This is a genomic window from Vibrio sp. 10N.222.54.E6, from assembly GCF_041473955.1.
Classification (GTDB): domain Bacteria; phylum Pseudomonadota; class Gammaproteobacteria; order Enterobacterales; family Vibrionaceae; genus Vibrio; species Vibrio tasmaniensis_A.
Map to the genome: position 1 here is coordinate 172,344 of NZ_JBFRTD010000017.1, position 13,700 is coordinate 186,043.

Sequence of the window (13,700 nt, forward strand, 5' to 3'; positions counted from 1 at the left end):
TATAGATAACGCGATGATTCTCGCCAGATTTCAGTTTATAACTTGAATAGCTAAACTGGAGAATAAAGGAAAAAAATTACCAAGATGTGTTGGTTTTGCTAATGCTCATCTCCGGATACTTCCGCTGATAGCGCGGCAACATCGATTCATTGCCTAAGATGCCGCCTTGATGAATATAGATGATGGTCTTAGTTGGGTTGTCTTGTTGCCACTGTACTAAGCATTGCCACATCAAAGGGTCATAGAGCAGGTCAAACTCAATGTCAGTTTGCTCTTGCAGGTCTAACCAAGTTTGATAATCCTGCTGATACAACTTACCAAAATGGTGTTTGGTTTTGAGCGGTAAAATCTGTGGGTGATCGGATTCGCCAAGTTCATCGAATTGCTGAGTTAAATAGTCATTACCACCTACACACGCACAGGTTAACACCGGGATATTGTGTACTTTTAAATGCTTATGTAGATACAGAGCCGTACTGCCTGTACCAGCGGGTAGTGCCACCACAAAATCGTGTTTGTTTTCGAAGCGCGTCCAGCTGAGTATTTCCATCGCCAGTTGCTTCACGCCATATTCAGAAAGCTGAGAACGTCCACCTTCAGGTAACACAATACAATCGGAACCTGGTTGCCTTATTTGTCCAATATACGCTTGTGGATGAAGCTCAGAGCCTGTTTCTTTGACTGAAATAACCTTAGCCCCAAGATCGATAGCGCCACGGTAGTTGCCGAGTGGGCGTTCTTGTAGCCATTGAGGAAGGTGGTCGACGTAAAACTCAAGCGTCCAGCCTCTGATTTTTGCAAGTGCGGCTAGCGAGAACAAGGAGTTAGCTTGAGCGGACCCATAGCTTATTAGAGTGGTGGTGTTTGGGTGATCGTCTTCCAGTAGCTTCATGAACTTTCTGGCTTTGTTGCCGCAAAAGTGGGAGTGAAGCTTATCGTCTCGCTTTAAGAAAAAGGTGTGATCGTTGTATTGATGCTGAGTTACAGGGCTATTATTTAGTTTCATCGCACTTAGACAAAATGCTGACTCAAGAGCCAGCATTTTTAAATCAAAAAGGACTACTGAGTATCTAGTAGCTAGCGAGCGCTGTAAACCAACTAAATCAAGTTTTCATAGGGTATTGAGCTTCGTATTACGAGTTTGCTTGCTTTAATGTGGATAAGGAGGAATCTGTCTGAAAGGCGATTCTTGCAGTACACCCTCCAGAGTTGCGATTGACCAACTCAAAGTCCCAATGGAATCGCTGGCACAAGTCGTCGACAATCAATAAACCTAATCCATGACCATTCGGATTGTACTGTTCCTGAAGGCCTTCTCCTTGGTCTTCAATTACCAGGTTGTCTTGTGAGAGAGTGATGCTCACTGTGCCACTATTGGTCGCTGCAATCGCATTTCTCAACAAGTTGCCAACCAACATGTTCATGATCGCACTGGTGGCTTGAATTATAGGCTCAGATTGAACGAGTAGGGATATTTCGACTGCTTTCTCATTTGCTTGTAACGTATTTTTGGAAACGATGGTCTCTAATTCTTGCTGGCTAAACAAGCGCAGCGGTGCATCGTCACTATTTCTTTCGTAACGAACTAGGCCAAGCAGGGCATCGACCATCTCAGACATCTGAACAATGGCTTCATCAATGCGTTCAACCTGCCGAGATTGAAACTCGGTTGTTTCGCTTCTCAATAGCAATTTATTCGCACCACGAGCAACGGTTAGTGGTGTTCTTAACTCATGGCTTGAGTATCGAGCAAAGGCTTGTTCACGCTTGACCAAGGAATTGATTTCTCGACGATACTGATTCAGTTGATCGGTTAGCTGACGAAATTCAACTGCCGCATCATCACTCACACCGAACTCTTCGTTGAGATTGAGTTTATTCGACTCAAGTTGCTCAGACAGAGAGTTGAATGGTTCAATCAGTCGTTTTGACAGTCGATAGAGCAGAGCACCAAAACTAAAAATTAAGATAGAAAGTAACGTGAGCACAAAGGCGGTCGCGTACACAAGTTCAGAAATAGCAAATTCAACACGGTCTATTTCGGAAAGTAGGATTATTGGGTGGGTTTTTCCTTTGTCAGAATACTCGCCAACATAGACCATTCTTGACTCTGGCTCTTCGCCGATCTCTCCGAGAAAGCTCTCTTTATTTGCAATGAGCTTATAATATTCGGGAGGTACGAATGACGGGTCGTTATAGGCGACGGTCAGATCATCAATTCTTAACTCACCACTTTCTCCGGCTTGAAATAGCTCGACGGCGTAATTGCGGTCAATCAAGATGCGTCTTTCACCGACCCGGTCTTCAGACATGTAGAGCGCGACAATAAAAACGACATAGACGAACGCAGACACAATCACGGCCATTAGCCCAAAGAAAACAGCTAAGCGGCCGGTGAGGGTTTTAGTGCTTGTCAGAAAGTTGGAAATCAATTAGATGACTCCAAGCGGAATCCTATTTTAGGAACCGTAATCAACATTTGACTGTCAAAAGGCTTGTCGAGTTGATTTCGTAATTGATAGATGTGACTGCGCAGCACATCATTATTGGGTTCATCTTCTTCCCATAATTTGTAGGAGATATCTTCACGAGTCACCACTTCCGGTGCGTTTTGGCAGAGCATCTCAAGTATGGTGTAAGTGGTTGGGTTTAGCGCAAGAAGCTTATCTTGGCGGTAAGCTTTACGGGTTTTTTGGTCGATGGTGAGTTCACCGAACTGAAGTTTTGAAGAGGCTACTTTTCCGCGGTAACGACGAACTAGTGCGTTCATTCTTGCTTCTAAAATATCCAAATCAAAAGGCTTGGTTAGATAGTCATCGGCACCATGCTCAAACCCTTTCAACATATCATCGCGGCTATCTAGCGCGGTCAGCATCAAAATAGGTGTCGCGTTGCCTTGGTCTCGCAGTTTATTACAAACCGTGAGGCCGTCCATTCTTGGCAACATCAGATCCAATATGATGATATCAAATGAGTTTTCCAACGCGAGTTGCAGGCCGAGTTCGCCGTTGTCCGCATAATCGAGTTCCATACCAATACACTCAAAATAATCAAACAAGACACCTGCGATTTCACGGTTATCTTCGACTAATAGAACTCGTTTCATTTTGATTCTCATACAGAAATAGACGGTAACATTATCCTGAGTGAGCGTGAAAAATATGTCAATAACATAACTTTCACTTATGGGAGGGTAGATTGGATTCAGATTAAAAAATAGAAGAACGTATTATGTCTGAACTTCATATAAGCCGCCCTAAGATATCTACATCGCAGATCAACCCTGCGGTTTCTCTGTCTATCATTGTGCCTTTTTACGATGAACAAGAGGTATTGGAAGAGTTCCACTCTCGCCTTACCAAGGTGCTTGATAGCTTGCCCATCAAGAGTGAAATCGTTTATGTCGACGACGGTAGCAAAGACAGCAGCTTGGAGTTGGTGAGTTCATTCACTTCAATCAATAGCTCAATTTCTGTTATCGGTTTAAGCCGTAATTTTGGCAAAGAATCAGCGATGAGCGCAGGCCTTGAGCACTGTCGTGGACAAGCGGTGATTTTGCTAGACGCTGACTTACAAGATCCACCTGAGCTTATCCCGCAAATGATTGCCAAGTGGCGCGAAGGTTATGACGTCGTCAATATGCAGCGCAGCCAGCGTGATGGTGAAACATGGTTTAAGAAGTTTTCAGCAGCGAGCTTTTACAAAGTCATGAACGTGGCTGCGAAGATTGATGTTCCTGAGAATGTGGGTGATTTTCGACTGTTAAGCCGCGAGGTTGTCGACCATATCAATCAGCTTCCAGAACGTAACCGCTACATGAAAGGCATTTTTTCATGGCCGGGTTTCCGACAAGCGACACTCCAATTTAAGCGTGATGCTCGCTTCTGTGGCGAGACCAAGTGGAACTATTTGAAACTCATCGGATTGGCGATGGATGGCATCACATCATTCTCTATCCGCCCACTGCGTATTGCGACGGCAGTTGGTGGATTAGTGGCGCTTACTGCTTTCGTGTATGGCGTCTTCATCGTGTTCAAAACCATGATGTTTGGTGAGCCAATTACGGGTTATCCGTCAATGATGGTCGTGCAACTTGCACTTGGCGGAATCCAACTGTTGAGTATTGGTTTAATGGGGGAGTACATAGGTCGTATTTTCATCGAAACCAAGAATCGCCCTCTTTATCTGATCCAATCGGTCGTTGATACACCCGCATTGAAAACACATTTTAAATTAGAGGAATCAGCATGAGTCTGAACAGAACGCATCTATGGTATTTGTTGGCTTTTGCACTGGTTCTAAGGCTTTTATCTTTGGCGACTTATCCGTTAATGGACACCACTGAAGCGCGCTATGGAGAAATGGCTCGCTTGATGGTAGAAACTGGCAATTGGTTAACCCCTCAGTTTGATTACGGTATTCCTTTTTGGGGTAAGCCACCGTTGTTAACATGGATGAGTGCTGCTGGTATTGAGTTGTTCGGCTTGAGTGAGTTTGCTGTGCGTGCTCCGCATTGGTTAGCAGGTTTCGCGACGATTCTATTGGTCGCGTATCTGGCGAAGCGTACGGGACAAAGTGCCTTAGTGGCGGCTGTTGTATTGGCAACATGTGGGATTTTCTCTATCGCCGCGGGTGCTGTGATGACCGACATGGCGTTAACGTTAGCCATGACCATCGCGATGCTGGGCTTTTACTTATGTTGGCTCGGTGGAGAAGACTGTAAAGGCGAAGGAAGTGAGAGAACCAACAAAACCTGGGGTTACGTTGGATTTGTAGGCTTGGCGTTGGGCTTGCTTGCAAAAGGTCCTGTTGCGATTGTGATCATGGGTATCGCAGTATTCCCTTGGTTGCTATTACAACATGGTATCTTTGGGGCTTTTAAAGTGTTGTGGCAACGCTTTCCACTGTTGTCTGGTTTAGGTGTCATGCTGGCGATTGCCTTGCCTTGGTACATTATGGCTGAAATGGCTACTCCGGGCTTTATTGATTATTTTATTGTTGGCGAACACTTTAAGCGTTTTGTTGTGAGTGGTTGGGAGGGCGATTTATACGGTTCTGCTCATGATGAAACCAGAGGCATGATCTGGGTGTTTTGGATTCAGGCCGCTGCGCCGTGGTCGATTGTATTACCTATTTTAACTTTCGCTCGTCGCAAGAAAATTGCGGAAATTAACGCTGAGAATAGTGGGTTGTTTTCATTCCTTGTCTGTTGGTTGATTTCGCCACTGATTCTTTTCACTATGGCGGGCAATATTCTCCCTGCGTACGTACTGCCGGGGATTCCAGCCCTTGGGATGCTGGTTGCTATACTTGTGGTGGAAAAAGATAAGAAGTGGTTTTCGAGTGTGGCTTTGGTGCTACCTGTGCTGTTAATGATTGCGATGGTTTACCTGAACTTAGGGAAGGCGAACGAGAAAAGTGACCGTATTATTTTTGAACAGATTACGGATTCTGCGCCAAGTTTTTATGTGGGTAAAAGACCATTCTCAGGGCAATTTTACAGTCATGGGCAAGCGAAAAAGCTTCTTGATATCGAGCAACTAAATGGCATCGATAAATTCTATTTGATCGGCCATAAAGCGGAAGTGGAAATTAAGATCAAAGAGAACGCATTAACGTGTATTTTGGAACCGACGGTCAAGATTAAGCGTGCTCTGTTCAGCTGCCATCACCAGAGCAACACACCAAATTTTTCGTTGAATCATATTGAAAGTGAAAATGATGTTCAGCGTTAACTCAAGGCTACGAATGTTCAATGACAAGCTTCAATCACATAGCCAAAGACTACAGTCCCACCACAAGATGGTTCGATTTGCTGTGGTTGGTGTTGGTGGGTTTGTTGTTGATTGTTTGGTTTTTGCATTGCTGCATTATGTTGTTGGGCTGCCTTTAATGATGGCGCGAATTAGCTCCTTTATTGCTGCTGCAACGACGACATGGTTGGGTAATCGTATACTGACTTTTGAATATAAAGGGCGAGGTCATTGGTCTGAGAAGCTGATTCAGTGGCAAAAGTTCATGTTTACCGCATCAATATCAGCGGTACCTAATTTGCTGTGCTTTAAGCTGATGACGGAATTGCTTCCTACCTTTATCGGAGCTGTTTTTATCGCAATGGCAGTGGGGACTCTTGTCGGAATGGTCACCAATTACCTATTTAGCCAGTATTGGGTGTTTACGCGTTAGATAAGTAGGTAACCCCCCTTGGTATCTAAGTATTTACGTGGCTAAGGAGCTAGCCATTGGCAACGGGCACAAAAAAGCGCAGCTAAAAAGCTGCGCTTTGTGTTTTTACCATAGCGAAGTCAATGGGTTGCTGTCTTAACGTTGTGCTGCGCGTTGGCGATTCTTGCCGTTACTCACAGGTTTACCACCTTGACCATTACCCGCTTTGTTACGGTTTGACTTGCCATTCCCGCCGCCATTGCCTTGAGATTGCTGACTAGCAGGGGCTTTTTTGATGAAGCCAGTCGCTGGTTTATTACCATTACCGTTCTGCTTCCCGTTGCCCTGATTGCCGTTGCTTTGGCTACCTGTTGGCTTCTTACCACCCGGTTTAGGCTTATTGCCGCCAGGCTTAGAATGGCTACGTGGGCTTTCGCCACCAAGACCTGGTTGAGACTTACTGTGCTTAGTCGCAAAGCGCTGTGAGCCGTGACGACCAGACTTACGACGCTGCGCCGGTGTCTGAGCTTCAAAATCTTCTTCTGGTACTAGACAGTTTGCTTTGTCACCAATTAGGTGCTTTTTACCCATGCTGATCAGCGCTTCACGGATGATCTTCCAGTTTTCAGGATCGTGGTAACGAAGCAGCGCTTTATGCAGACGACGTTGACGATCACCTTTCGGTACAGGAACATCTTCACGCTTCTTATATTTCACGCGTTTCAGAGGGTTGGTCTCTGAGTAGTACATCGACGTTGCATTACACATTGGCGATGGATAGAAGTTCTGTACTTGGTCACACTCGTAGTTGTGCTTTTTCAGCCACATTGCAAGGTTAAGCATGTCTTCATCTTCTGTGCCCGGGTGAGCAGAGATGAAGTAAGGAATTAGGTACTGTTTCTTACCGGCTTCAGCGCTGTATTTCTCGAACATCTCTTTGAAACGATCGTACGTGCCCATGCCTGGCTTCATCATCAGATCCAGAGGGCCTTTTTCAGTATGCTCTGGAGCAATCTTCAAGTAGCCACCAACGTGGTGAGTCACAAGCTCACGTACGTATTCTGGAGATTCAATCGCTAGGTCGTAACGTACTCCAGAAGCGATCATGATCTTCTTAACGCCCGGTACTTTTCTCGCAGAGCGGTACAGGTCAATGGTGTGTTGATGGTCTGTGTTTAGCTTTTCACAGATTTTCGGGAACACACATGATGGACGACGACAGTTAATTTCAGCTTTTGGATCTGAACAACCTAAACGGTACATGTTCGCCGTTGGGCCGCCCAAATCAGAAATCGTACCGGTAAAGCCAGGTACTTTATCTTTAATGTCTTCGATTTCATCCAAGATCGATTCTTTCGAACGGTTCTGAATGATACGACCTTCGTGCTCTGTGATTGAACAGAAAGAACAACCACCAAAACAACCACGCATGATGTTAACCGAAGTTTTAATCATGTCGTATGCAGGGATCTTTGCTTTGCCATACATAGGGTGCGGAACACGCTTGTACGCAAGGCCAAACACGTAATCCATCTCTTCAGTTGCAAGAGGAATTGGCGCTTGGTTTACCCATAGTTCGCGGTCACCGTGACGTTGAATAAGAGCACGACCTGAATACGGGTTAGTCTCTAGGTGCAGAATACGGCTAGCGTGAGCGTAAAGAATACGGTCGTTATTGAGCTTTTCGAAACCAGGGATACGAACCGCGGTTGTTTTTGCATCGTGACGAGAAGGACGAATAGTAATTGGCTGCGCCTTTACTTCTTCTTTTTCATCTTTCTTGGTATCACATTGCGTTTCTACTTCGTACGGGTTAACCGGAACGTAGGCTTTGTTCGGTTTTTCGATACGAGAAGAATCAATAATTTTGTAACCTTCAGGCGCTGCAGGCAAGTTGATAGCAGTACCGCGGATATTGGTCAGCGTAGACATGTCTTCGCCATCGGCAATGCGGTGTGCCACTTCAACCAGTGCACGCTCAGCGTTACCAAAAAGAAGAATATCTGCTTTTGCGTCAAACAATACAGAGCGACGAACTTTATCTGACCAGTAGTCGTAGTGAGCCACACGGCGCAAACTTGCTTCGATACCACCAAGAACGATTGGCGTGCCTTTGTAGGCTTCGCGACAACGTTGGGAATAAACTAGAGTTGCACGGTCAGGACGCTTGCCACCTTCGTTGTTTGGCGTATAAGCATCATCGTGACGTAATTTGCGATCAGAGGTGTAGCGGTTGATCATGGAGTCCATGTTACCCGCTGTAATGCCGAAGAATAGGTTAGGTTTACCTAGCTTCATGAAGGCGTCTTTATTGTCCCACTTTGGTTGCGCAATAATGCCCACGCGGAATCCTTGAGCTTCAAGCAAACGGCCAATGATAGCCATGCCAAAGCTCGGGTGATCGACATAAGCGTCACCAGTTACAATAATAATGTCACAGCTATCCCATCCAAGAGCATCCATCTCCTTTCTACTGGTAGGCAAAAAGGGTGCAGTTCCGTAGCACTCGGCCCAGTATTTTTTGTGTTCGTGAATAGGAGTGATATCGCTGTACATATTTCAACCTCTGATTTTTGAGGCGGGAATTATAGCGGCATGAGCCTAGACTAGCCAGTAGAACATGCCCCTGTTAGTTTTGATGTCTTTCGTATTTTTACGGTAAATGGCGACAGAAGAGCCATACATCAGCATAGTTGAAGCCTTGAATCTCGTCTCTAATTTATGATTTTGATTAGTGTTCGCACCAGTTTTTGATATTATTCGCGAAAATAAGTTTGAAGAAGTAGATCCACAATGGTCGAAACGTTATTAGTACAATTTGCTCCGATGCTATTAGGAGCCCAACTGATCTTAACCCTCATCTTAGTGAAAGGGGATATTTGCCCGGGACAACGTGGCCGCATTCACAAGATGTTGCCTGCAATTGGCGTGCTTTGGCTTGCCGTTGCCTCATTAAGAATTGAAGCATTTCTTGTCGTGTTCGCGATCTTTTATTTCTATTCTCAAGTTCAAACCAAGAAGACTCGAGATTCTGGCCCTATTTGGGTGATGTATTTAGCTTGTGGTTTAGCACTGTCATACGTTGCTATACAAGCGACGGAGCAAGCAACCACAGTCGGTATTATTAGCACTTTATTACTCGTGGTTTTATTGGGGGCAGCGTTTGGTCATTTACTGCTGACGATTGCAAGAACACGCTTACAGGCTTTTCACCGTGTTCTGCCCGTTGTTGGTGTGCTGACGGGGATGTTGGTGGTTTTGGCGACGGTCATAAATGTTTACTCTCTGTCTGAAGCTCAATTAGAGCCAATGATTTCAACTCTGCTGTTTAGCTTTGCTTTGCTAATCTCTGCTATCGTGGTGTGGTGTTGGCATTTATTGTTCGTTAAAACCCCTGAAAAGCTTCAGCTGACTATTTCATTGTTGATGTTATTGGCGGCGGCTGTTGGTTTAACGCCAGTTTGGGCGATGTAGGCGGTTACTGATCTCACAAGCCTTTCGGTGTTGAATCGAAAAAGTGTGATCTGTTTTTTAGCGGGGTGTTGGTAAGCGTTCTAAACTTAAATCTAGTCGGTGTGTTCGTTAGGAGTACGGGATGGATTTAAGCAACGTCAAAGGTTTCGATAGCATTATTTTGCTGGGAATCGTGAATGAAAAACTTCGCTTAGAATGCGATAGCTTTGAAGAGCTGATCAGTATGTATGAAATGGATATAGAAAGTGTCGTGGGCAAGCTTGATATGTTGGGCTATCAATACGACCCACTGACTAATCAATTCAAGTCTTACTCAAGATAAGCTCACAATGAGAGTTTCTTCTATCGTGGATTAACACTCATTACCTGTTGTCGGTATTGGCAATAAAAAAGTCACAGATAATCTGTGACTTTTTTGTTTCTGGCGCATATCTATCAGGTTCAACGCAGGCATAAACTAACCCAACAACGAGTCTCTTAAACGACCTCAATGCCATCTAGGTGACTCTTACTTTGCTGTCTTGCCGTGCTAAAGAAAGCTTGTAGGTAACGTTTGTCTTTTTCTGAGTTTCTTACCGCTGCGAACAACCTTCTTGAAAGCCCGTTACCCAATGGTTTACTGGCGATTAACCCTTGTCTCGAAAATTCACTGATTGCCCAATTTGGCAACGCAGCAACCCCTAAGCCTGCCGATACCATTTGCACTAACATCAATGTGTTGTCTGCTTGTTTCCATTTCTTTGGTTCAACGCCTGCTGGTTGCAAAAAGTGTTTCACTACATCGAGACGCTGTTTTTGAACCGGATAAGAGAGCATGGTTATATCGCTAAGATCTTGCGGTTCTATGCTCTGTTTTTCTGCCAAAGGTGAGTTGATTGCAGTGATCAAACGCATCTCAAAATCAAAGAGAGGTTCGTAGTGAACCTCAGAGCGAGGCTGAATGTCTGATGTGATCACCAAGTCGAGTTCGCCTGCCATTAGTGCGGGTAGGGGTTCAAAGCCAAACCCTGACGAGAAATCAAGGGTTACACTTGGCCAAGCAACTTGGTACTCCTTCAAAGCGGGCATTAACCATTGGAAGCATGAGTGACACTCGATCGCCATGTGCAATCGACCATTCACATCTTCTTTTAGGCTTGCGAGTTCGTTTTCAGCTTTGGCGATTTGTGGCTGTATCTCATCAGCCAGTTTTAACAAGATTTCGCCTTCCGAGGTAAATTTAACCGGCCTTGTTTTACGCAAAAAAAGCTGACCGCCAATTCGAGCCTCAAGGTCTTTCAACTGGTGAGAAAGTGCCGACTGAGTCAGATGAAGAGAAGTTGCAGTCGCGGTTAGCGAGCCGCTGTCTCTCAAGGTGGTCAATGTTCGAAGGTGTTTAAGCTCTATCATGAGTATTCCTCATATTCCCTAAGCTAATTCAATATTTCTTAATAATCACCCTACGGTGTTTTCTTTCATTTGTAAACGTCTGGATGTCCAGATGGATTTAATAAATTAGCGGTTAGATTATTAAAGATGAAAATTATTAATAAACAAGATGAATATTTGGACCTTGTTCATCGTTCAGATTAGGGAGATAGTTTAGCCATCCAGACGCCTTTGTTAAAAATGCAATCATTACAGGCAGTCTGACCGGAAATTAAAATTATCGAATAAGGAACACACACATGACGACAACAACGCATATTCTTGGCTACCCACGTATCGGTGAAAAACGCGAACTCAAATTCACTCTCGAGAAGTACTGGCGCGGTGAGATCGATCAATCTGAGCTTAAGCAGATCGGCAGTGAATTAAGAAATCGTAACTGGAATGTACAAGCTGACGCGAATCTAAGCTTTGCAACTGCGGGTGACTTCGCATGGTATGACCATGTACTAACTACGACTCTACTTCTAGGTCACGTTCCCAAGCGCCATGCTGGTGGATCAGAAGATGAAAAATCCTTCCCAGATTTAGATACCTTGTTCCGTGTAGGTCGCGGTCAGTCTCAAGTTCAATCTACTTGCTGCGGTGGTTCGCATACGTCGAATGATGTCACTAAAGACAGTTCAGCTGCTTCTGACATGACCAAGTGGTTCAACACTAACTACCACTACATTGTTCCTGAGTTCAGCAAAGATGACTCTTTTGAAGTCAACTGTTTGATGAAGTGAATGAAGCGATTAAAGCAGGACACAAAGTTAAGCCTGTACTCCTTGGGCCACTCTCTTACTTATACCTAGGCAAAGAAGTGGAAGAAGGGTTTGACCGCTTATCTCTACTTCCTCGCCTTCTTACCGCGTATCAAGCCATTTTGGCAAAGCTCTCAAAGCTTGGCGTAGAGTGGGTCCAAATTGATGAGCCAATCCTGGCTTTGGAGCTTGATAATCAGTGGGTAGATTCATTCAAGCTGGCTTACCAAGTGATTCAAGGCGATGTAAAACTACTACTTACCACTTACTTTGATTCGGTCACAGATACATTAGATAAAATCGTAGATCTGCCTATAAACGGCTTACATATCGACTTAGTAGCAGCACCGCAGCAACTCGATGAAGTGGTTAATAAGTTACCGGAAGATTGGGTACTTTCTGCGGGTGCAATCAATGGACGCAATGTGTGGCGAGCTGACTTAGCCGCGCAGCTTGAGTTACTGCAACCTGTGAAAGACAAACTAGGAGATAAGCTTTGGATCGCAAGTTCATGTTCATTGCTGCATAGTCCTGTTGATTTGGAGTTAGAAGAAACGCTTAGCGAAGAAGTGAAGAGTTGGTTTGCCTTCGCAAAACAGAAAGTCACCGAGGTGAGCTTGTTGGGTGCGGCGTTAGACGGCGATCAAAATGCCATTTTGGCGTGTGAGACTTACAGCCAACCAATTGTTGCCCGTAAGAACGCGACTCATGTGAACAAGCCACAAGTTCAGGCTCGTATCAATACCATTACCAAAGCACTGGCAGAACGCAGTGCTCCATACGCAGAGCGCGCAGCGCATCAGTCTGAAGTTCTCGGGTTACCGCTGTTACCAACCACAACCATTGGTTCGTTCCCACAGACAGGAGAGATTCGTCTTCAGCGTAGTGCTTACCGAACTGGCAAACTGAATGAAGCGGAATACACAACCGCATTGAAAGGTCATATTGCTGATGCTGTTAAGCGCCAAGAAGCCTTAGATTTGGATGTGCTTGTGCATGGTGAGGCGGAACGCAATGACATGGTGGAGTACTTTGCAGAAAACCTAGCAGGCTTCCAAACCACTAAGTTTGGTTGGGTACAAAGTTATGGCTCTCGTTGCGTGAAACCGGCGATTGTGGTTGCGGATATTGAGCGTGAAAAACCAATGACGGTCGAGTGGTCGACTTATGCTCAATCTCTAACTTCAAAGCAGATGAAAGGCATGCTCACAGGGCCAGTGACTATCTTATGTTGGACATTCCCACGTGAAGATATCTCGCGTAAAGAGATCACTAATCAATTGGCATTTGCGCTGCGTGATGAGGTGTCTGATCTGCAAGACGCAGGAATCAACATTATTCAAATCGATGAGCCTGCTATTCGCGAAGGTTTGCCTTTGAAAAAGCGCGACCATGCAGAGTACTTAGAATGGGCAGTGGATGCCTTTAAGATCTCAGCGGCGAGTGCTAAACCAGAAACTCAGATTCATACCCACATGTGTTACAGCGAGTTCAACGAGATCATTGATTCAGTGGCCGCGCTAGATGCCGATGTGATTACCATTGAGACTTCTCGTTCGAACATGGAACTACTGAAAGCGTTTGAAGAGTTTAACTATCCGAATGCGATTGGACCTGGCGTTTATGATATTCACTCGCCAAACATCCCTTCAGAAGAGTGGATTGTTGATTTACTTAAGAAAGCGGCAGAAAAAATACCTGCAGAACGTTTATGGGCAAACCCTGATTGTGGGCTGAAGACACGTAATTGGGCAGAGACAGAAGCGGCACTCACTAACTTAGTTTCGGCGACGAAGACACTGCGTAAAGAGTGGGAATCAGCTGAGGCATAATTCAGTCTAAGATTTGATTGACCCTCTACTCCACGATGACCCACAAAAAAGGCCT

At 45.0% G+C, this 13,700-nt stretch carries 10 protein-coding genes and 1 pseudogene; 6 read left to right on the plus strand and 5 right to left on the minus strand.

The annotated features are described in order from the left end of the window. Window positions 1-76: 76 nt before the first annotated feature. The 3 genes from AB4513_RS11295 to AB4513_RS11305 all read right to left on the minus strand — a co-directional run bounded on the left by AB4513_RS11295 (window position 77) and on the right by AB4513_RS11305 (window position 3,106). On the minus strand, window positions 77-1,006 hold the full coding sequence (locus AB4513_RS11295) for a pyridoxal-phosphate dependent enzyme (RefSeq protein WP_032555228.1): 930 nt from the start codon (window positions 1,004-1,006) through the stop codon (window positions 77-79). A gap of 127 nt (window positions 1,007-1,133) precedes the next feature. Continuing rightward, on the minus strand, window positions 1,134-2,432 hold the full coding sequence (locus AB4513_RS11300) for a HAMP domain-containing sensor histidine kinase (RefSeq protein WP_009846414.1): 1,299 nt from the start codon (window positions 2,430-2,432) through the stop codon (window positions 1,134-1,136). Beyond that, on the minus strand, window positions 2,429-3,106 hold the full coding sequence (locus tag AB4513_RS11305) for a response regulator transcription factor (RefSeq protein ID WP_009846415.1): 678 nt from the start codon (window positions 3,104-3,106) through the stop codon (window positions 2,429-2,431). The genes AB4513_RS11300 and AB4513_RS11305 overlap by 4 nt, the downstream gene beginning before the upstream one ends. 125 nt (window positions 3,107-3,231) lie before the next feature. Between AB4513_RS11305 and AB4513_RS11310 the strand changes: the two genes are divergently transcribed. From AB4513_RS11310 to AB4513_RS11320, 3 genes are read left to right on the plus strand one after another with little or no spacing between them, the layout of a single operon-like run. Continuing rightward, window positions 3,232-4,251, plus strand: coding sequence for a glycosyltransferase family 2 protein (locus AB4513_RS11310; protein WP_017098516.1), 1,020 nt, complete (start codon window positions 3,232-3,234; stop codon window positions 4,249-4,251). Then, on the plus strand, window positions 4,248-5,735 hold the full coding sequence (locus AB4513_RS11315; RefSeq protein WP_009846417.1) for a glycosyltransferase family 39 protein: 1,488 nt from the start codon (window positions 4,248-4,250) through the stop codon (window positions 5,733-5,735). Before AB4513_RS11310 ends, AB4513_RS11315 begins: the two co-directional genes overlap by 4 nt. Continuing rightward, entirely contained in the window at window positions 5,722-6,186 is a 465-nt protein-coding gene (locus AB4513_RS11320; RefSeq protein ID WP_012603650.1) for a GtrA family protein, read from the plus strand. The genes AB4513_RS11315 and AB4513_RS11320 overlap by 14 nt, the downstream gene beginning before the upstream one ends. 135 nt (window positions 6,187-6,321) lie before the next feature. On the opposite strand, the gene AB4513_RS11325 is transcribed toward AB4513_RS11320, so the two are convergent. Further along, complete coding sequence (locus AB4513_RS11325) at window positions 6,322-8,628, minus strand: YgiQ family radical SAM protein (protein WP_009846419.1); 2,307 nt, start codon at window positions 8,626-8,628, stop codon at window positions 6,322-6,324. Between the two features lie 330 nt (window positions 8,629-8,958). Between AB4513_RS11325 and AB4513_RS11330 the strand changes: the two genes are divergently transcribed. After that, window positions 8,959-9,639, plus strand: coding sequence for a hypothetical protein (locus tag AB4513_RS11330; RefSeq protein WP_009846420.1), 681 nt, complete (start codon window positions 8,959-8,961; stop codon window positions 9,637-9,639). 121 nt (window positions 9,640-9,760) lie between these two features. Next, window positions 9,761-9,961 carry a DUF4250 domain-containing protein gene (locus AB4513_RS11335; RefSeq protein ID WP_009846421.1) on the plus strand — a complete coding sequence of 67 codons (201 nt, stop codon included), beginning with the start codon at window positions 9,761-9,763 and terminating at the stop codon, window positions 9,959-9,961. 155 nt (window positions 9,962-10,116) lie between these two features. On the opposite strand, the gene AB4513_RS11340 is transcribed toward AB4513_RS11335, so the two are convergent. Then, window positions 10,117-11,028 (minus strand): LysR substrate-binding domain-containing protein, encoded by a 912-nt coding sequence (locus AB4513_RS11340; protein WP_009846422.1) that lies wholly within the window; start codon window positions 11,026-11,028, stop codon window positions 10,117-10,119. Window positions 11,029-11,306: 278 nt separating this feature from the next. Here AB4513_RS11340 and metE point away from each other — a divergent pair. Then, window positions 11,307-13,645 (plus strand): annotated as a pseudogene (gene metE / locus AB4513_RS11345) (5-methyltetrahydropteroyltriglutamate--homocysteine S-methyltransferase). Window positions 13,646-13,700 lie beyond the last annotated feature (55 nt).